Here is a 19,717-nt window from a genome sequence, read left to right as displayed (position 1 = left end):
CGCATCACCACATCACAGGAGAGAGATCCATGAAAACGCAAGCCGCACTGCTCACCGGGCAAGGCAGCGACTTCAGTGTCGACGAGATCGACATCGAAGGCCCACGCGCAGGCGAAGTGCTGGTCCAGGTCGAGGCAGCCGGCATCTGCCACACCGACCTGGCTGCCCGTGACGGGGTCCTCCCGATCGAGTTCCCCGGCGTGGTCGGTCACGAGGGAGCTGGAACGGTCCTCGAGATCGGCGACGGCGTCACCAAAGTGCAGGTGGGCGACAAGGTCGGAATCACCTTCAACAGTTGCGGCGAATGTGTCACGTGCACGACGGGACGGCAGTCGTACTGCGAGCACTTCAACGAGGTCAATTACGGTGGGGTCCGTCCGGACGGCAGCAAGCCGCTCAGCCGGGACGGCGCTCCGGTCGGCGGTCTGTTCTTCGGTCAGTCATCGTTCGCCCGGGTGGCACTGGCCAACGAACGCAACGTGGTGAAGGTGGATTCCGACATCCCCTTCGCGTTGCTCGCGCCGCTGGGGTGCGGCGTGCAGACCGGGTTCGGTGCGGTGACCCGGTCCGTGAAGGCAGAGAAGGGTTCCGCCATCGCCATCACGGGCGGCGGATCGGTCGGCCTGTCGGCTGTGCTCGGCGCCGTCGTCGCCGACTGCGCGACCATCATCGTCGTGGAGCCCAACCAGAAACGGCGGGGCCTCGCACTCGAACTCGGCGCCACCCATGCCATCGACCCGGCCTCCGGCGACGTCGCCGAGCAGATCCGCGCCGTCGTCGAAAGGGGCGTGGACTACGTCATCGACACCACCGGTATCCCCGGTGTGATCCAGGGGCTCATCGGCGCCGTGGCCGTCCGAGGCACCATCGGCCTCATCGGGGTGCCCTCGGATCCGGCGGCAGGTATCGACCTGAACATCATCGCTGCGTTGACCCTGGGCTTGACGGTCACGGGCATCATCGAAGGCGACAGTGTGCCGGACGAGTTCATCCCGGAACTCGTCTCACTGTATCGAGACGGTCGCCTGCCCCTCGACAAGCTCGTCACGACATTCCCATTCGCCGACATCAACCGGGCCGTGGCCGCTCAGCACGACGGCGACGTGGTCAAACCCGTCCTGGTCTTCGACAGTCACTGAGCTCCGCGTTCCGGCGCCTGGTCCCGCGACGTCTCTGTACCGCGGGATCAGGCGCCTTCCATCGCGGAACGGTCCCGCATCCCTCGTTCGAGATAACCGCGGACGATCCCCGCCCCACGCGAGCTGCTCTTGGCATGTTCGTACTCGGGGATGACCGGCCGGCGCCGCGACTCCCGGCAACATTTCGAGGGAGTCACATGAAATCGCAGCAGACACATATCTGGAGCGCGCTGGCGGGACCGATCGCGATCGGAGTCGCCCTGATCGGCTGGCTCATCGCCGGGATACTTCCCACACCGCCGGCCGCAGACCTCGACGCCGCTGAACTCGTCGCCTTCTACGCTGACGCGCCCGCCACGTTCCAAGCGGGAGTGACACTGTCCATCTTCGGGATCTCGGGGATGGGGATACTCGTGGCAGCTGTCACCATTCAGCTTCTCAAGGCCGAGGGGCGCTCCCCCACACTGTCTTTCGTGCAACTTGTGGCCGGGACGGTGACGTGGGTTCTTTTGCTCGTACCGTTGGTCGTCATGAACGTGGCCGCATTCCGGCCGGATCGGTCGCCGGAGTTGACCGTGATGCTGAATGATCTCGCATGGCTGCTCTTCGTACCGCCCGTCGCTCCGTTCGTCGTCCAGAACGTCGCGATCGCCCTCGTCATCCTGCGTGACCGCGTGGACGACCCGATCCTTCCTCGCTGGGTTGCCTACGCGAACCTCTGGGTGGCGTTCTTGTTCCTACCCGGAGTCCTCTCGTACTTCTTCAAGGGCGGCCCGTTCGCCTGGCAGGGCATCTTCTCGTTCTGGCTGGCGCTGTCCGCCTACGCCTCGTGGGCGTTCATCATGGGATTCAGTATCCGCGCCGCGGTCCGACGAGAGAGCGCAACCGAGTCGGTGCCCGTATGACCGCCGACGTCAACGCCCGAGCCTCGTCGGCGGACCGGCGCCGGCCCGCCGCACCTGCCTTCATCCACTCGGAGCGCGCCACCGCGGCGCCCGTCGAGATGCCGGACACAACTCGCCCACAGGAAGACGTTCTCGGCCGCCGTATCCCCGGAGAGCCTGGACTCTGGGTCTTCATTCTCGGGGACATGACCCTGTTCGGGGTGTTCTTCCTCGCTTTCGTGGTGGCCAGGAAGCAGTCTCCGGAGACGTTCGCTGCGACAGCCGAACATCTCGACGTGTGGTCTGGCCTGATCAACACCATCGTCCTACTGGCCAGTTCGTTCTGTGTTCTGGCTGCGCTGAATGCGCTGCGAGACAGTCGAGTCCGGCGCGCGCGTGTCCTGCTGGGCGTGACAGTTCTCTTCGGTATCGCCTTCGTGATCATCAAGGCCGACGAGTACATTCATCTCTCTTCTGGCGGGATCTCCCCGACCACAAACCTTTTCGCGACCTACTACTACGTACTCACCGGCATTCATCTGTCACACGCGTCCCCGGACATCGGCGCACCCTGGATAGCCGCACCCAGCGCCCTGGTGCATCTGTCCTTGATGCGGTGGACCTACGGCGGTCGCGCAGAAGACGGGTATGGAATCGTCATGCGGACGCACCACATTCGCGAACTCAATGACCGATTCGGCCGCTTCCATAGCGACCCACCCGATGTCGTCCACGTCTAGGAGGTCGCCGGTGACCCCACCCGAACAGACAATGCCCGCGCGTCCCAGGGCACGCGCACCCGTGGAGCGGCCCGCTTACATGGTCGAGTCCGTTCACAATGCACTCGTGCTTCTGAATGCCATCCGGGATCAAGGGGCAGTCCGAGTGAGCGAGGCCGCCAGGGAGATCGGCGTTGCAGACTCAACGGCACATCGATTGCTGTCGACGTTGGCCTACCACGGCTACGTTGCGCAGGATGCGGATCGCCGGTACCGAGCCGGACCCCTGGTGGGGGTCGGCCCCGCCACCTCGGAACTGAATCGCCGGCTTCGCGACCTGAGTTTTCCTGAGATGTGCGCCCTCTCGAAGGTTACCGAGGAGACGGTGAACGTCGTTGTCCGAACCGACAAACTCGCCCGGGTGATCGCGTCAGTGGAATCGCCGAGACTCCTCCGTGCGGGCAACCGGGTCGGTCATGCGCCGCCCGCGCGGAGCGCCGCTGGAGGCAAGGTTCTACTGGCCGAACTCGACGACTCGGCACTGCGCAAATTGTTCCGTGACGAGGACCGCACAGACGGTCTGCTGAAGGAAATGACCGCCATCCGGGCACTTGGTCATGCGTCGGCGATCGACGAGGTCGAGAGCGGCCTGTCGAGCGTCGCGGTCTGCCTGCGCACAGTCGAGCGCGTCGCTGTCGGCGCCCTGGTGGTTGCGCTGCCGACCGGCCGATATCGCGGTTTCATCGACGCCGGAGGCATCGCGCGAATCCACGAGACGGCGCGCAGGATCGAGACTTCTATCGAAGTGCTCGGCCTCTGGCACACGGAACGTTGACGGGAGCGGAAACCTACTGACATGCCGGGGGCTGAAGGGCCAGCACGCGCTGCGCCTGCTTCAGATGCGGCAGATCCAGCATTCGCCCGTCGAGGGCGACCGTCCCGACGCCAGAGGCGAAGGCCTCCACCACGCGTGTGGCGAATTCGATCTCGGTCGCCGACGGCGTGAACGCCTCGTTGATCACGTCGACCTGCGCCGGATGTATCGCGATACGGCCACTGAAACCCTCGGCGCGGGCGCGGCGCGACGACTCGGCGAGTCCCGCCTCATCGCGGATGTCGACGTACAGCGTCTCCACCGCCTCCACGCTCGCGGCATGGGCAGCCATCAAAGTCAGCGATCGCACGAACTGATACGTGACCGCCCACTGCCCGTCCGACCCGAGATTCGTCGACGCACCGAGTGCGGCACTGAGATCTTCAGCGCCCCACGTGAGTCCGTACACCCGGTCGATGCCGGCGTCGGCGAAGTCGCCGAGACGGAAGGGTGCCCGGGCCGTCTCGGTCGCCACCGGCAGGAGACGGACGCTGCCCGGGTCGACACCGTGCGCCGTCTCGAGGGCATCGAGATAGTGGGCGATCCGCGCCACGTCGGCCGGTCCGTTGATCTTCGGTACGACCACGCCCGCCGGGGCGGCCCCGACGACGCCCGCCAGGTCGGGCAAGGCGTGCTCACTGTCGAGCGGGTTGACCCGGACCCACAGCTGCGGGCCGGGCCGGCCGCGGTCGGCGCCCGCTATGAACTCCGCGACGAGTTCCCGCGCAACCGACTTCCGGTTCGCGCTCACCGCGTCCTCGAGGTCGAGGATCACCGCGTCCGCGGTGGAGGTGGCGACCTTCGACAGCTTCTTCTCGCTGTCGCCGGGGACGAACAGGAACGAACGAACTGGTCGGCTCATGCCGGCTTCTTCCGCTGGAGTCCACTCCGCTTACACGAGGCCACGAGCTCGTCGTTCTGGTTGTACGCCTGATGGAGAAACGTCACGATCCCCTGGTCGGGACGCGACTTCGAGTCCCGGAGTTCGATCACCTCGGTGACGACCCGGAGGGTGTCTCCGTGGAAGACCGGCTTCGGGAAGCGCACCTCATCCCACCCAAGGTTCGCCACGGCCGTCCCGAGCGTGGTGTCGCCGACGGAAATGCCCACCATCAGCCCGAGAGTGAACGCGCTGTTCACGATCCGTTGGCCGAAGGGGGTGCCCTTCATGTACTCCTCGTCGAGATGGAGCAGCGCCGGATTGTGCGTCATCGCCGTGAACATCACGTTGTCGGTCTCCGTGACCGTCCGCCGGATCGGATGATCGAATGTCTGCCCAACCGACAACTCGTCGAACCACACACCGGCCACGTCTCAGTCCCTTCGTCGTCCATTAACGGTCTTATGGTAGGACCTTAAAACGCGGGGGTCAATCGGCTACGACGAGAAGTCGCGGAGCAATCGGTTCTCGATCCGGGTGACGGTGTGGGCCAGGTGCTTGACCAGTCGACCTTCGGCTCCGAAGGGAAATCGGGTGGAGGGCAGCAGCAGGACCAGGGCACCGACGGCTTCGCCGTCATGATGGATTGCGACCGCGATGCTGCTCAGGCCATCCTCCACCTCGTTGATGGAAGTCGCGTATCCGCGCTCCCGAGCCATGGCCAGCACTCGCGAGAAACCCTCCGGAAGCGGCGAATCCAGATCGAGAGCAGCGATCGACTCGTCGTCCAACTCGGCGAGCATGACGCGCCCGCCCGCGGCCCGATGCGCCTCGGTCACATGCCCCAGCCGACTACCGATACGCAGCAGTCGGGTCGACTCGACCGAGGCGACGGTCCGCACCAGGGACCCGGTGCGCACCATCACGTTGGCCGTCTCATTGGTCGCCCTGGTGATCCGATCCAACTCAGGGAGACTCGCGTCGCGGACCGCGCGCTGAATTCCGGCCAGAGCGGGTTGGATCCCCATCTGGGGTCCGGCGACATACCGACGGTCGGCCTCCTGACGAACGAACCCGTGGTAAGCCAGCGTGGACAGTAGGCGGTGCGCAGTCGACTCGGCGACACCCAATTCTCGCGCCGCATCACGAAGGCGGAGCCCGCCCTGGTCGCGGATCTCGGTCAGCAAGACCAGAGCGTTGTGGACCGAACCGATCATGTACGTCGGCTTCTCCACCAACCTCCGGATCTCAGACACCGGCGGCTTCTCCCCTGCCGGCGCCGAATCATCACCGCACGACCGGTCCACCGGGCGCAGTCGTCGAGCGTTGGTGTCCATCACTCCTCCAAACCGAGCCCAGTCCCGGTCGTCGTGCCCGGATCTTGCGCGGCCCTTGTCGATCCTACTGTGATCGGCGCAACACAAAGTTGTGTTTCTGCAGGCCAGAGGATCGCACGTGACGGGCCGTCGAATCGCTCTGATCAGCGCAAATGCATGGACCGACCATTAGACCTATCGGTGATCTTCCACTAGCTTCTAGCCGACAAGTGATCCAGAGCACAACGGGCGACAGGGGCGAGAATGGCTGTGGTTGCGGACCGATACTCACGAGGGGTTGTTAGACCAGATCTGGCGCCACACGTCGTCGGGGAACCCGGTGAAGGCGAGCAGGTCCTCGCGGGCGTCGCCGAGGTGGTCGGCGACCTCGGGCAACCGGCCGTCGGTGTATTCGAGGAGCCGGTGAACTGCTCGTGCACCGCGGTGGCGGTCGGCTGGTCATACACGCTGTGCAGCATCGCCTTTACCGCCGGCCACATGGACTTGGGGCACACTGCCATGAGGTTGGCGGCGTAGTGGGTGCGGCAGCGCTGCCATACCGCGCCGGGCAGGTTCGCTGCGATCGCCTCGATGAGCCCGGCATGAGCATCGGAGGTCACCAAGCGCACCCCGCCCAGGCCGCGGGCCACCAGGTCGGCGAAGAAGGTGTTCCACGATGCCTTGGTCTCACTGGTGGCCACCTGCATGCCCAACACCTCGCGGTGGCCGTCGCCATTGACGCCGGTCGCCAGCAGCACGACGGCCTTGACGACCTGCTTGTTCTCACGAACTTTGATCGTCAACGCATCGGCGGTGACGAAGGTGAACGGTCCGGCTTCGTCGAGGCGGCGGTGCCGGAATGCGGCGACCTGCTCGTCGAGGTCTTCGGCCATGCGTGAGACCTGCGACTTCGACAGTGAGGCGATGCCGAGTGTCTTGACCAGTTTGTCCATCCGGCGGGTCGATACACCGGCCAGGTAGCAGTCGGCCACGACGGTGATCAGCGCTGACTCGGCCCGCTTGCGACGTTCGAGGAGCCACTCGAGAAAGTAGCTGCCCGAGCGTAGCTTCGGAATGGCGACGTCGACGGTGCCGACCCGGGTGTCGAGGGGGCGGTGACGGTAGCCGTTGCGGCGGTTGGTGCGTTCGGCAGATCGTGCGTCCCATTCGGCACCGCACACGGCGTCGGCATCCGCCGAGAGCAGGGCGTTGATCATAGTCTGTAGCAGTTCGCGCATCAGATCCGGTGACGCGTCTGCGAGGGCTTGGCCGAGTAGGCCGGCAGGGTCGACAATATGGGGTGCGGTCATCGCGATGACTCCTCGAGGATTCTGTGGAAGGTTGACTCGAAGGATCACGCGGTGGCCGCTTTGCATCGGTCAACAACACAGCGTCAGACACGATCTCGGCCACCGAGTTACACCACTCTATGGGGCACTACTAGCGGGTTTGAGTGCATCGCGACCGAACCTCTTAATGCCGATAGGATTTCGTTGCGGGCCGACTGCCGGAGCCGCCCGCGCACAGCGATCCGGGCGACTCCGGCCGCCTCTATCCCCCAAGCCGGAAGTCGACGGCATCCTCGAAACTACGGAGGTCGAAGTAGTCGCGCCATCCCGAGATCTTTCCGTTGTTCACGTGCAGTACACCGAGCACCGGGAGTTCGAATGACCTACCGGTTGGGAGTGCGGTGAGCAGGTCGACACGCTCGGTGAACACGACGCCCGCCCGGGACGCGATGTGAAAAGTATCGATCCTGTCGATGCGCAAGACCTGAAACAGACCAGTCAGCGTTGCGTGCACTTGGTCGCGTCCGTAGGCGGGAGGCAAGGGCATGTTCTGGTACATGGCCTCGTCCGCGAAATAGCCGATTAACTGGTCAGCGTTGTTGCTGCTCAGCGCCTGCATTAACTCCAATACCAGTTCTTCTTCGTTTCCTGCGGCTTGGGCGGCGGGCGACTTAGGATCGGCCCACTCGGGACGTTGGATCGACTGTGTCACTCGGGATCTCCTGACATGAGGCGTGAGTATTGCCGCCCTAAACGGTATGTCGTCCCGATCACAGCGAATGTCCCAGATCACTACACTCTCGCCACAACCGCCGATCGTTTCGAATTGCGACGCATCCCGTCGCGTTTGTGCAGCGAAGCTAGGAAGGGATTACGGGCTCTTCCTGATTCAGAGTGCGTGTAGGCGTTCTGCCAGGCCGCCGGAGTGGATGAGTGACCGCAAGATGTAGTGGTTGAGGTTGCGGAAGCCGAGCGCGATCCCGCGCAGGTGTTCCAAGCGTCCGTTGATCGCTTCGACCGGGCCGTTGGAGGCACCGGTGTCGAAGTACGCCAGGATCTCTTTGCGTCGGGCCCACAACGAACGGCCGAGTTGGGCAAGTTCGGCGAGTTCTTTCGGAACGCCGGTGTGGATGCGTTTGAGCAGCTTGTACATCGCGATCTTCCCGTCACGCTTGTGCGGTTGGCCGTAGGCGTCAATCAGGTCTTGATAGACGGCGTAGGTGACCGCGACCGCCAGATGTTCCTCACGCGCTTCGAGGCCGTTGGTGATGCGGGTCTTCTGCTTGTCGGTCAACAAGCCGATTCGGGTGAGCAGAGGGCGGCGGATGCCGTAGAGCGGGTCCCCGGTGCGGCCGCGGTGTCCGCACGTATCCTGTTGCACGCGTTGACGACACACCGTGAGCTTGTCTGCGGCCAAGTGCACCACATGAAACGGATCCATCACCGCACGCGCCTTGTCCAGGGTTTCAACGGTCGCGGTGCGATACCCGGCGAACCCGTCCATGGTGACGACCTTGATCCGGTCACGAAATGCAGGATCGCGCGCGGTCAGCCAATCCTTCAACGCGGCTTTGGAGCGGCCGGCGACCATGTCCAGCAAGCGTGCCGGGCCGGTACCATCGACGATCGGTGTCAGGTCGACGAGCACGGTCACGAAACTCGAATCCCCCTTGCCGCGAACGTGTTTCCACTTGTGCTCATCGACCCCAAGGACCCGCACACCGTCCAGGCGGGCCGGTGCGGACGCCAGCATGCGGGCCTCCTCGAGTGCGAGCGTGTTGACGGTGTTCCAACCCAACCCGACCGCCGCGGCGACCGCCTTGACCGACATCTTGTCGACGATCATCGCCCGCAGAATCCACGTGGTGGTGCGGCGGGTGACGTGGGCCCGTGGCGCCACGATGGTCGAGATGTCGGCACGAAAGATCGTGGTGGCACAGTCCGGGTTCTCGCACAGGTGGCGCGGCACCGCGATATGCAGCCGAGTCGGATGCCCCACGATCGGCAGATCAGCGACCTCACGATCGATGTGGTCACGCAGCCGACCCGGCTGTCCGCATCCGGGACATGTGTTCTTCGGTTCCAGGACCTGGCAGAACACGTGGGTGCGGTCCTCGCCGTCGAGGGCGGCACCGGTGATCGTCACCCCGAGCTCGATGGTGCGGCAGATGGTGTCGGCAATAGCGCTACGCTGCAACGTGGGTCCTGTTGGTGTCCGGGTGGGTGTGTGAGAGCTTTCATCCTCACACCACAGGACCCGCCTATATCTCCAGGCTCACCGCCCACACCCCGCGATCTTGCTCACCCCTACATCTTGTGGTCGCAAGAACCTGTTCCACGCACCGTCAATCAGGAAGAGCCGGATTACGCCCCAGACGTAAGGAGCTGTCGTGTACATAGTTGTGGCACCGCCGGAGGCGCCGACGGTCCGTGAGCCAGAGGACCTGAAACGCCTGTCGGTGGTTGCGAGCTCGAGACTTGAATTGGCCGAGGTGACCGCAAGCTTGCGCGCTGTGGGGCTTGCGCGCGATTCCGCCGAGCAGGAGCGTCTCACTATCGACGCGAGCATGTTGCGCGCGCTCGCGAGTGACGCCCTTCTTGCCGAGCCGACTCCCCAATGGCAGAGCGGGTTCGACGCGATGCTGGCGTACGCAGAGAGCAAAGGGTGGTACCGGGTGGACACTGGGATCGTGGAAGCGCACATCGATTGGCACGCTTGAGCCCTACCCTTTCGGCCCGGCATCCGACCCAGTGGATCCACTGTTGACACAATGTCAGTAGCTTGGCATCATCAGCGTGTCCCACCTCACATCGCGCGGGGTGGAGTGATGACTGGCAATCAGCGGCGTATCCGCTGGAGCGGGCCTGTGAGGAGGACTTTTCGTGGCGATCGACGAACACACCAGGACTCTGCTTCGCGAGCGGGAACTTTTCCTGGAGGGGGCAGACCCTACCGAGCGTGGCATCGTCCGTCCCGCGATCGCTCATTCCTGGAAGCGTTCGTTGATGTACGGCCTCGAACCTGAGCGCAGTCGCCCGACTTTTCGAACCGATACCCAGTCCGCCGAGCAGCTATTGACGGTCGGCGTCCCGGTGGTGGAATCGAAGAGAAGCGCCCTGGTCGATTCGTCCAGCAGCTTGGCGCTGACTGACGCGAATGGATACGTGGTCGCGCGGTGGGTTGAGGACCGCGGCTTCTCCCGGCGCCTTGACCAGCACGACGTCCTACCGGGGTTTTCATTCGCGGAGACGACCGTCGGAACCAACAGTGGGGGGATGGTGCTGGAAACCGGCCATGCCGCCATGGTCGCCGGTCCTGAACACTTCTTCGCGGAGTCTTTGCAGCTCACCTGCGCCGGGGCACCGATCTATCAGCCGAACACCAAACGCCTGGTCGGTACCTTGAACCTGACCTGCCGCTACAGCGACACCAGCCCGATCATGCTGTCGTGGGTCTGCGAGGTCGCCGCCCAGATCGAGCAAGCGTTCGCGACGATGGCGCATCGACACGAACAGCTCTTGTTTCAGTCGTTCCTCGCAGACAATCGGGACAGCCGGCATGCGGTGGTCTGCCTGGACGAGAAGACCATCATCAGCAACGCGGCTGCTGCACGACTGATCGGACCGTCTGACCAATCCACCCTCTGGGAGTTCGCAGCGCGGTCACTGGACGCCGGCGACACCCCCGGAACGACAACGAACACAACCGTGTCCCTCGCCGGCGGAGCGACTGTCGATGTCGACGTTCTGCCAGTCACAGACGGTTCGACGACTGTCGGGGCCCTGGTGCGGCTCAAGATGGCCACGCACTCGTCGCGTGGTGAAACGGCGACCGGACCGTCCACTCCTCTCGGCAACCTGGTGGGCGTGTCGCCGGCATGGCGGGCCATGTGTCGGGCGGTGACCGACAACTCGAGCCGGGCCCTCCTGCTGACCGGAGAGCCGGGTGTCGGCAAGTTCGCGGTGGCCAGCACCCTGGCAGATGCCTCGCAGACGGTCGTCGTAGATGCTGTCGCCAGACGAACTTCCGGCACGGAGTGGGCGCAAATCCTCAACGAGGCGATCGATGCCGAGCCTGAGCTGCTGATCGTCCGTCACATCGACGAGTTGGGTTTTGACGGCCTCAGGGCCACCGCGAGCGCTGTCGCTGCCGCGAGATCTGCCGGAGTGCGTGTCGTGGCAACTACGAGCGCCTCCCCCACTCGGCTTTCCCAGATCGTTGAATGGTTCGACCGCATCGTCGAAGTTCCTTCGGTCGCCGACCGACAAGGTGATCTCCCCTTGCTCCTGGAAGCCGTCAGCAATGCGTGCACACCGCGGGGCATGCGTGTGCACTGGATGCCAGACGCGATCCAGGCGTTGGATCGAGTGCGCTGGGAACGCAATGTCGGTGAACTGGAATCCCTTGTCCGAGAGCTTGTTGCCGCGGGCAATCGGCAATACGTTAACGCGCAGGATCTCCCGATCAACTATCGCGTGCAGGCGACGCGGCGACAACTCCAGGGCCTCGAACAGATCGAAGCGAAAGCCATTATGAGTGCTCTCCGCGACGCCGGCGGCAACAAGCGGGCGGCCGCAGACCAGCTGGGAATCGCGCGATCAACGCTCTATCGCAAAGTTCGATCGTTGGGTATCAACATCGAGTCAACGAACTTCTGAGCTCGAGAGACCAGTACAAGTGGCTTGAGGCCGGGCGGCACAACACCCGCCGGCCTCGACTGCCAGCGCCGTGGTGTCGCACATCGCGACATCCCCGTCCTCTCAGATTCGCAACACTGTGCTCTAGAACACACAATCGCACCATCGAGGAGCACAAACTATGAGTCGTGTCGAGGGCAAGGTCGCCCTGATCACCGGGGCAGCGCGTGGCCAAGGCCGTGCCCATGCCATTCGTCTGGCGGAGGAGGGCGCAGATATCATCGCGCTCGACATACCGGGCGACATCATTGATGTGAGTTACCCATCTGGCACCACGGAGGAATTGCTCGAGACGGCCCGAGCGGTCGAGGAGCTCGACCGCAGGATCGTCACCATCCAAGCGGACGTGCGAGACGCTGACGCAGTGAAGCAGGGCGTCGACGACGCCGTCCAGGAGCTCGGAAGGCTCGACATCATCTCGGCCAACGCCGGAATCGCCAGCAACCCCCACCTGGCGCACGAGATTCCAGCCCATACATGGCAGCAGATGCTCGACATCAACCTGACCGGGGTGTGGCACACGGTCAAGGCCGGAATCCCTCATCTCATCGAAGGAGGCCGCGGCGGTGCCATCGTCCTCACCAGCTCGGCGGCAGGCCTAAAGGGTTATGCACACATCGCGCACTATGTCGCAGCCAAGCACGGTGTGGTCGGCCTCATGCGCAGCCTGGCCAATGAGCTTGCGCCGCACAGGATCAGGGTGAACTCCATCCATCCGACCCAGGTCGACACCCCGATGATCCAGAACGAGGGCACCTACCGTATCTTCCGGCCCGATCTCGAGAACCCTTCCCGTGAAGACTTCGAGCCGGCCTCAGCGGCGACAAATGCGCTTCCTGTGCCGTGGGTCGACCCCGTCGATGTGAGTAATGCGCTGTTGTTCTTGGCCTCTGACGAAGCGCGCTACATCACAGGTGCCACCCTCCCTGTCGATGCCGGGTGCTTGATCAAGTAGTCCATACCGACGGTTCAGCGAAAGAGATTCGTACGGAGAGAAGTCCGGCGCCTTCGGGTCGCAGATCGATCGATGGTCGGGGTCGCGGTGAGTGCACCGCGACCCCGACCGTCTCTTTATCGATCCGACGTCTACCGGTGGCTCAGTGGTTCAGGCTGGATTGGGATTGAAGGTCGACAGGACAAGGTGGCCGCTGTCGACCGGCAGCTCTACGCCCGTGATCCGCCGCGCCGCATCTGAGGCGAGGAAGATTACGGCCCCACTGATCTCATCGGGTTCGATCAATCCCCCGAAGGCGTGCCAGTGGCGGGCAGCGATCTCGTGATCGGCGCGAGTGGATCCCGGCTTCCCGCCCGTCATGTCATAGCAGCCCTGCCAATTCGTCATCGCCGTATCGACGAATCCCGGGAGGATGGCGTTGACGCGGACGTTGTAGGGAGCGAACTCCAGTGCGGCTGACTTCATGAGCCCCAGCGCGCCGTGCTTTGCTGCGGTGTAGTGAGCCGCGCCAGCCTGCGCTTCCACGCCGTTCACCGATGAGGTGATGACAACGGAACCAGATCGCTGCTTGATCAGTTGCGGCGCCACGGATTTCAGAGTTCGCCAGACACCATTCAGGTTGACGTCGATGGTGTCGAGCCATTCGTCCTCGGTGAGATCCCACAGGGCCCCCGAGTCCAGATGCCGTGATTGATCACAACAATGTCGATGTGCCCGAAGGCGTCCACGGTTTCGCTGATCGCGGCGTCGAGCGATGCCGATGATCGCGTGTCGGCCCGATGCTCGGCAACCTGAGTACCCAGTGCGCCAACTGATTTGGCCGCCAACGTGAGATCCTCTTCCGTTGCCAGACCGTACTGAACCGACGCGATCTGGTCGCAGATGTCAAGCAGTACGACGTCGGCACCTTCCTTCGCCAATGCATGCGCGTGCGACAGACCCTGCCCGCGAGCTCCGCCGGTGACGAGTGCGACTTTTCCATCGAGGGTTCCCATACGTATTCCTTTCGACGATCTCCCATGACTCACCAAAACTAGATGTGCCGAGGGTCACATCATGTGTGAGTTTGCTACACATCGTCGCCCGACAGAACCAACAGCAGCGGGGGCCGAGCATGCTCGGTCCCCGCTGCTTCAGTGCGACAACTATTACGACACTGCGACACTTCGCTCGGACTCGTACCGCTTGCGGGCTTCTTCCTGGCCCGCTGCGGTCGCCTCCGCGCCGGCGCGGTTGCTGTTGACAACCTGATCGAATCCACGCTGGCGGGAAGCATGTGATCCGTTGAAGGCTGGGAACACTCGCTCGGCGATGAGCTCAAAGCTCCGCAGCGCGGCGGGTTGAGGTGCCCATTCTCCGTGCAGTACGAGGAATTTCCCGAACCCGCCGGACTTCTCTTGGAGTCGCTCGACCTGTGCGATCGCCATGTCGGGCGTCCCGATGACCGCAAGGCCGCTCTCGTTGACCACATCGATGAGCGTGTCGACATCAGGGGCTTGCTCGAACCCTGGTGTGACGTGGGACAAGTAGTTCATCAATTCGAGCAGCCCGTGCCGGCAGTCGTCGCGAGCCTGCTGCTCGGTTTCGGCGACATGCATGAGGCCGGTCAACCGCCATTGGTCACGTGAAATCTCCCGACCGTTCTCGGATGCGAGCTGCTCGACGATGCCCCAGTGTTCGGCGAGTAGCTCGACTCCGACCGGGTTTGTGGCGGCCAGCGACAGAATGCCGGCACCGTACTTGCCGGCCAGCTTCGGTCCGGTGGGGGATACGGTCGCGGTGACCGCTTTCTGGATGTCCGAGTACGGAGCGACGTGCAGGTACGCATCTTTCAGGGTGTACCAGTCGGTCTGCTCCGTGACGGTCTCACCCGCCAACAGACGGTGGATGACGTCGAAGGCCTCCTCCATCTTTCGCCGGTTCTGCACCGGATCGATGCCGATCATGTGCGCATCGTCGGCGAGCTGTCCGGGGCCGGCACCGAAAATCGCTCGGCCGCGGCTGAGATGGTCCAGGAGTACGATCCGGTCGGCGACCATGTAGGGATTGTGGTAAGGCAGCGAGACCACACCCAGGCCCAGCTTTATCCGTGCGGTCCGCTGAGCGGCTGCCGCCAAGAACATTTCCGGTGACGCCACGATTTCCACTCCGCCAGAGTGGTGCTCGCCGATCCAGAATTCTGCGAACCCGAGACGGTCCATGTGCTCCACGAGCTGCAGGTCTTGATGGATAGCGGTGTTGGCGTCGGTTCCTACCTTGTGCCAGGGTGCGAGGAACGCTCCGAATTCCATGGTGTGACTCCTGATTGGTTGTCCATGTAGCGGACGGTGATGCCGCACACTCCAGATTGGGCCGCAAACCGATCAGGGGATGTAGCTCATTGGGACACTGATGACCAGAGCCGTTCGAGGCGCAACGCAGCCCCTGGTACCGGAATCACAGACCTACCGAGCAATGGGGTCGACCGCTTCCGGTCGGTTCCGGGATCAAGTCCCAGTCGCGACGACTGCGGGCACGGATCGGGGCTCGTCCATGCCGACTGAGGTTCCCTGAAAAGGTGGACACAGTTGGCTTGAATGATCTTGGCGACGGTGTTCTCCGGGACCGCAACTCCCTCGGCGTGCAGATCGGCGGTGACGCGCGGGGAACCGTAGATGCGTCGCGGGGCCTGCCCGTGCGCCAGAATCTTCACTTCCAGATCGCGGCGCCGCAGCTGTCGCGGCGTCGATTCGGCACGGCGTCGTTGCCGATGTGCCCATGCATAGTATCCGGGCCGCGAAACACCGCGAAGTGCAACGATTTTCGTGACATCATCGTTGGCGCACTCCGCGGCGATGAGTTCGAGACGACTCACCGATGATGCTGCCGCAGAGTACGCCGATACTCTCTTCAGGAACGCGATATCACGGGCTTTCCCGGCGAGGTCGGCACGCAGCCTGGTCAGTTCCGCGCGCTCACTCGCCGAAGGATCTTGGTCGAGCGGCATCTTGCGGACCTCATCGACGACGCCGTCTCGAAGCCGCTCGGCCCGAACCCATTTGCCAGCAGATTCTCATCCACGTTCAACCCGCGAGCTTGTCGCGCAGGACGAACTTCTGGATCTTGCCGGTAGCGGTCATCGGCAGTGCGTCCACGACGACGAGACGTTCCGGAAGTTTCTGCACCGCGATCATGCGTTCATCCCGCAGGTAGCGGCTGACTTCTTCGAGATCGATCGACGCACCGTCGACGGTCACCACGAAGGCACACGCCCGTTCGCCGAGCCGTTCGTCGGGATACCCGACGAGCGCCGCCGCGCTGACGCTCGGATGCGCGACCAGGTGGTCCTCGATCTCACGGGCGGAGATGTTGGTGCCGCCCCGGATGATCAGGTCCTTGATGCGTCCGGTGACACGTAGGTAGCCGTCGGCATCCATGCGGCCTATGTCGCCGGAGCGCTTCATCCCACGCGCATCGATATCGCGCGCAGTGAGTTCAGGATTGTCCCAATAGCTCAGCATCAAGCCGGGCCCACCGTGACAGATCTCGCCGTCGGTGCCCGCGGGGACCGGTTTGCCGTCGGAGTCACGCAGTTCGATCCACACACCCGGCGATGCCTTGCCGTCTGATCCAACGATCTTCTCGCCGGGATCGGTCGGGCTGCACGCTGTGATGATGAAGCCCTCGCTGCAGCCGTACAGCGGCAGCAGCGAGGTGGTCGGCATCGTCTGCTGCCACTCGCGCAGCAGAGACTCGGGAATCGGCGCCCCGGCACAGACCCAGGTTCGCAACGACGTAACGTCGATGTCGTGCTGTGCCAGTGCGTCGAGTGACATCCGCACGAACGGTGTCGCGGTCATGCTCATCGTGCATCCGAACTTCTCGATACGACGCAGGCCGTCGACCGGCTCCCATGCGGGCATCAGATGCGCCGACGCGCCGAGGACGATGGGCCCGCATACCCCGGTCATCAAACCGGTGGCATGGGTGACCGGCGACGGCTGAAACATGACCTCTCCGGGCCCCATCGCCATGATGTCGCGGCACAGGTTGTACAGGCTGAACGAGATGGTGTTGAAGGTGTGCTGACAGCCCTTGGGGCGTGATTCGGTCCCTGAGGTGTAGATGATGGCGTGGGTGTCGTCTCCGGTGGGCGGCGGGCCGAGTTCGTCGTCACCAGGCGTGGGCCCGTCGCCGATGAGGTCCTCCCAGCGGGTTCCGATGAACGAGTCATCGGCTCGCACGGCCACCACTGCCTCCAGGCCCGGGCACCGGTCCGCGATGCCGGCGTGCATGGCGGTGTAGTCGAAACCACGAAATGTATGTGCTACGAACGCAATGCGGGCGTTTGCATGATTGACGATGTACTCGACCTCGTCGTGCCGGTAGATCGGCATCGTCGGGACCAGTACGGCACCGATGCGAGAGATCCCTACGTAGGCGACCGCGAACTCGATCCAGTTGGGGAGTTGAACCTGAATACGGTCGCCGGCCGCGATGCCACGCCGTCGCAGCTCGGCGCCCAGGCGATATCCTTGGTGGCGGAGTTGCGCCCAGGTGATCTCGACATCGCCGTCGGAGAACGCGATGACATCGGGTTGGGTCGAAGCCCAGTGGTCAACCCATTGAGCCAGGTTCTCGTCGCGCCAGTCTCCGCGCGTTCGGAAGGTCGTAAGCTGTTCTGCGGTGTAACGATCCTCCGGCCGAATGTCTGCCGCTTTCTTGGTGATGGCCATTCTGGGCTCCTCGCGTGATGTGATCGATCTCAACCGGTCTCCAACGTGCCGGTTCGGCGTCCGACGTCGTGTCCTTGCCGGGCAGGCTAATCCCGCTGCCATCCGGCCATGGCGTTTTCTGTGCCACACCCCCCTGATATCCCCCGGTGTCTCCCTCGGACGGGTGACCGGCGAGCTCACGCCGCGGAGATGCCACCGTTCACGCTGATCGCCTGCCCGGTGAGCTTCGCTGCCGCCGGGGTGACCAGGAAACCCGCGAGTGCGCCGATGTCGTCGGCGGTGGCCACACCCAGATGGGCCTGCTCGGCAGCCCGTGCGAACAGTTTTCCGCTGAACCCGCCTTCGGTGATCCGCTCCGTGGATGCGGTGCCGCGGACCAGCGACGGTGTCAGGACGTTGGCCCGGATGCCATGCCGCTTCTCCTCGATCGCGAGCACGCGGGTGAACATCACCAGGGCTGCTTTGGCGGCACCGATGACCGATTCGCCGGGGGTGGCCGTCTTCGCCGCGTCGGAGGCGACATTGATGATCACCCCGCCTCGCTGTTCGCGCATACCCGGCAGCGCGGCTGCCGCCATGAACATCGCCGGGAGCGCCAGATCATTGAGGATCGACGGGATTGTCTCCGCGGGAATGTCTTTGAACAGTTCCGGACGCGTGTCTGCGGCGGTCGTACACATCATGATGTCGAGGCCGCCCAGCGCCTCACGCGCCCGCGCCACGATATCGTCAGCCGCCTCCGCCGACCGCGCGTCGCCGGGCAGGTAGTGGGCGTCAACACCCCGGGCGGCCAGCTGGTCACGTGCGTCCTCGCCGCGCGACACCGTGCGCCCGACGAGGGCGATCCGGCGGACACCGGCATCGGCCATCGCGATGGCGCTGTGCAGACCGATTCCGGCCGTACCGCCCACGATCAGGGCGGCACTGTCCTCGGTCTCCTTCACGACGATGGGCAGCCCGCTCACAACGTCACCGTCCCTCGGCGGAACACATCGCCGGCGATGATGCGTTTCTGGATCTCGGCCGTACCGTCGGCGATCAGATAGGCCGTGACATCGCGATACCGTTGCTGCAGAGGAAATTCCGCAGCATAGCCGAGATTTCCGTGAATGCGCATGGCGGCTTCGATGGCGTTCTTGGCCACCTGCGGGGGCCACCATTTGCCCATCGACGCGAGCGCGGTGTGCGGCTGACCCGTAGCCCGCAGCCACAGTGCCTTGTAGCAGATCCAACGGGCCGCCTCGAGCATCGTCGTGTGCTCGGCGATCAGGAACGACACCCCCTGGTAGTCGCTGAGCGGTTTGCCGAAGGTGTGCCGGTCCTTGGCGTACTGCACCGCTTCGTTGAGACTCTGTTGGGCGGCGCCGAGGCACAGCAGGCCCAGTGCCGCACGACTGAAGTCGAAGTGGTTCATCACGGTGTGGAATCCGCGACCCTCCTCGCCCACGAGGTGGTCCTCGGGAATGAAGACGTCGTCGAGATGGACCGAGCCCCAACCCAATGGGAGACAGCCCATTCCGAGCATGTGATGGACGGTGACGCCCTCGCTGTCCATGGGAACCACGAAGCAACTTATGCCCTGCGACCGGGTGGTGCCGGGGGTGCGGGCATAGACCAGGGTGGCGGTCGCGTTCATCGCCCAACTGATCGCCGTCTTCTCACCGCTCAGGCGCCAACCACCGTCGACCTTCCGGGCCGTGGTCCGCAGCGCACTCGCATCCGACCCCGAGCCGGGTTCGGTGAGCGCGATGGCCACGGTTTCCTCACCGCGGATCAGTGGTGGCAGATATCGCTCCTGCACGGCCCGATCACAGTGCAGGAACTGTGAACCGACCAAGCCTATCTGCACCGGTGCGGACGCGATGTTGACGTCACCGGCCGCGAGGACCTCGGTGGCGAGGCCGAGCAGAACCGGGTCCTCCTCGCCAGTCCCGCCGTACTCGTCGGGCAGGCCGATGCCGAGTACGCCGAGATCGCCGAGCTGTTTGAACGCCTCGAACGGGAACTCGGTGGACGCGCTGCGATCACGGTACTGCGGCAGCAGTTCCCGCGTGGCGAATGTGTTGAGTGTGTCCGCGAAGGCGGAATGCTCAGGGGAAAACTCGAACGAGACCATCAGGCTGCTCTACATCCTCATCCGTGTGTCGTCCCATCGGGAGGACACCATCTACTGTGTCCCACAACTATAGGTCGTTCATTACATAAGGATCAAGGGTCTGACCAAAACTCGATAGGCTTCTCTCCCGAC

Annotated in this window: 16 protein-coding genes and 2 pseudogenes; 7 read left to right on the top strand and 11 right to left on the bottom strand. The window is 63.9% G+C overall.

The genetic code is table 11. The features are described from left to right. Nucleotides 1-29: 29 nt before the first annotated feature. The 4 genes from BLU62_RS27445 to BLU62_RS27430 all read left to right on the top strand — a co-directional run bounded on the left by BLU62_RS27445 (nucleotide 30) and on the right by BLU62_RS27430 (nucleotide 3,577). A complete protein-coding gene (locus BLU62_RS27445; protein WP_074853543.1) occupies nucleotides 30-1,139 on the top strand; it encodes an NAD(P)-dependent alcohol dehydrogenase in 1,110 nt (369 codons plus the stop codon). Between the two features lie 197 nt (nucleotides 1,140-1,336). Next, on the top strand, nucleotides 1,337-2,044 hold the full coding sequence (locus tag BLU62_RS27440) for a hypothetical protein (protein ID WP_074853542.1): 708 nt from the start codon (nucleotides 1,337-1,339) through the stop codon (nucleotides 2,042-2,044). Beyond that, nucleotides 2,041-2,763 (top strand): cytochrome c oxidase subunit 3, encoded by a 723-nt coding sequence (locus BLU62_RS27435; protein WP_074853540.1) that lies wholly within the window; start codon nucleotides 2,041-2,043, stop codon nucleotides 2,761-2,763. The genes BLU62_RS27440 and BLU62_RS27435 overlap by 4 nt, the downstream gene beginning before the upstream one ends. Beyond that, nucleotides 2,711-3,577: an IclR family transcriptional regulator gene (locus BLU62_RS27430; RefSeq protein WP_425284618.1), complete on the top strand. Its 867-nt coding sequence runs from the start codon at nucleotides 2,711-2,713 to the stop codon at nucleotides 3,575-3,577. Before BLU62_RS27435 ends, BLU62_RS27430 begins: the two co-directional genes overlap by 53 nt. Nucleotides 3,578-3,590: 13 nt before the next feature. Here BLU62_RS27430 and BLU62_RS27425 read toward each other — a convergent pair whose 3' ends face one another. The 6 genes and pseudogenes from BLU62_RS27425 to BLU62_RS27400 form a co-directional block, all read right to left on the bottom strand. Next, nucleotides 3,591-4,478: an HpcH/HpaI aldolase/citrate lyase family protein gene (locus BLU62_RS27425; protein WP_074853536.1), complete on the bottom strand. Its 888-nt coding sequence runs from the start codon at nucleotides 4,476-4,478 to the stop codon at nucleotides 3,591-3,593. Continuing rightward, nucleotides 4,475-4,927: a MaoC family dehydratase gene (locus tag BLU62_RS27420; protein WP_074853534.1), complete on the bottom strand. Its 453-nt coding sequence runs from the start codon at nucleotides 4,925-4,927 to the stop codon at nucleotides 4,475-4,477. The genes BLU62_RS27425 and BLU62_RS27420 overlap by 4 nt, the downstream gene beginning before the upstream one ends. A gap of 66 nt (nucleotides 4,928-4,993) precedes the next feature. Then, on the bottom strand, nucleotides 4,994-5,833 hold the full coding sequence (locus BLU62_RS27415; RefSeq protein WP_099047929.1) for an IclR family transcriptional regulator: 840 nt from the start codon (nucleotides 5,831-5,833) through the stop codon (nucleotides 4,994-4,996). A gap of 270 nt (nucleotides 5,834-6,103) precedes the next feature. Then, nucleotides 6,104-7,122 (bottom strand): annotated as a pseudogene (locus BLU62_RS27410) (IS256 family transposase); the annotation flags it as partial. 241 nt (nucleotides 7,123-7,363) lie between these two features. Continuing rightward, nucleotides 7,364-7,813 (bottom strand): limonene-1,2-epoxide hydrolase family protein, encoded by a 450-nt coding sequence (locus BLU62_RS27405; RefSeq protein ID WP_074854282.1) that lies wholly within the window; start codon nucleotides 7,811-7,813, stop codon nucleotides 7,364-7,366. 177 nt (nucleotides 7,814-7,990) lie between these two features. Next, entirely contained in the window at nucleotides 7,991-9,298 is a 1,308-nt protein-coding gene (locus BLU62_RS27400) for an ISL3 family transposase (RefSeq protein WP_074851222.1), read from the bottom strand. 193 nt (nucleotides 9,299-9,491) lie between these two features. Here BLU62_RS27400 and BLU62_RS27395 point away from each other — a divergent pair, with 193 nt between their 5' ends. The 3 genes from BLU62_RS27395 to BLU62_RS27385 all read left to right on the top strand — a co-directional run bounded on the left by BLU62_RS27395 (nucleotide 9,492) and on the right by BLU62_RS27385 (nucleotide 12,754). Then, on the top strand, nucleotides 9,492-9,821 hold the full coding sequence (locus BLU62_RS27395) for a hypothetical protein (RefSeq protein WP_074853533.1): 330 nt from the start codon (nucleotides 9,492-9,494) through the stop codon (nucleotides 9,819-9,821). 163 nt (nucleotides 9,822-9,984) lie between these two features. After that, nucleotides 9,985-11,760: a sigma-54-dependent Fis family transcriptional regulator gene (locus BLU62_RS27390; RefSeq protein ID WP_074853531.1), complete on the top strand. Its 1,776-nt coding sequence runs from the start codon at nucleotides 9,985-9,987 to the stop codon at nucleotides 11,758-11,760. A gap of 160 nt (nucleotides 11,761-11,920) precedes the next feature. After that, the gene (locus BLU62_RS27385) at nucleotides 11,921-12,754 is read left to right on the top strand and encodes a mycofactocin-coupled SDR family oxidoreductase (RefSeq protein WP_074853528.1); all 834 of its coding nucleotides are present in this window, start codon (nucleotides 11,921-11,923) and stop codon (nucleotides 12,752-12,754) included. A gap of 150 nt (nucleotides 12,755-12,904) precedes the next feature. On the opposite strand, the pseudogene BLU62_RS27380 reads toward BLU62_RS27385, so the two are convergent. The 5 genes and pseudogenes from BLU62_RS27380 to BLU62_RS27355 form a co-directional block, all read right to left on the bottom strand. Continuing rightward, nucleotides 12,905-13,749, bottom strand: a pseudogene (locus BLU62_RS27380) (mycofactocin-coupled SDR family oxidoreductase). Between the two features lie 153 nt (nucleotides 13,750-13,902). After that, nucleotides 13,903-15,045 (bottom strand): LLM class flavin-dependent oxidoreductase, encoded by a 1,143-nt coding sequence (locus BLU62_RS27375; RefSeq protein ID WP_074853526.1) that lies wholly within the window; start codon nucleotides 15,043-15,045, stop codon nucleotides 13,903-13,905. A gap of 771 nt (nucleotides 15,046-15,816) precedes the next feature. Continuing rightward, nucleotides 15,817-17,469, bottom strand: a complete 1,653-nt coding sequence (locus BLU62_RS27365) for an AMP-binding protein (protein WP_074853524.1) — start codon at nucleotides 17,467-17,469, stop codon at nucleotides 15,817-15,819. A 176-nt stretch (nucleotides 17,470-17,645) separates the two neighbouring features. After that, the gene (locus BLU62_RS27360) at nucleotides 17,646-18,434 is read right to left on the bottom strand and encodes an SDR family NAD(P)-dependent oxidoreductase (RefSeq protein WP_074853522.1); all 789 of its coding nucleotides are present in this window, start codon (nucleotides 18,432-18,434) and stop codon (nucleotides 17,646-17,648) included. Continuing rightward, nucleotides 18,431-19,585, bottom strand: coding sequence for an acyl-CoA dehydrogenase family protein (locus BLU62_RS27355; RefSeq protein ID WP_074853520.1), 1,155 nt, complete (start codon nucleotides 19,583-19,585; stop codon nucleotides 18,431-18,433). The genes BLU62_RS27360 and BLU62_RS27355 overlap by 4 nt, the downstream gene beginning before the upstream one ends. Nucleotides 19,586-19,717: the final 132 nt, after the last annotated feature.

Origin of the sequence: Gordonia westfalica, assembly GCF_900105725.1 — a bacterium.
GTDB classification, from domain to species: domain Bacteria; phylum Actinomycetota; class Actinomycetes; order Mycobacteriales; family Mycobacteriaceae; genus Gordonia; species Gordonia westfalica.
This window is presented reverse-complemented; position numbering and strand designations above follow the sequence as displayed.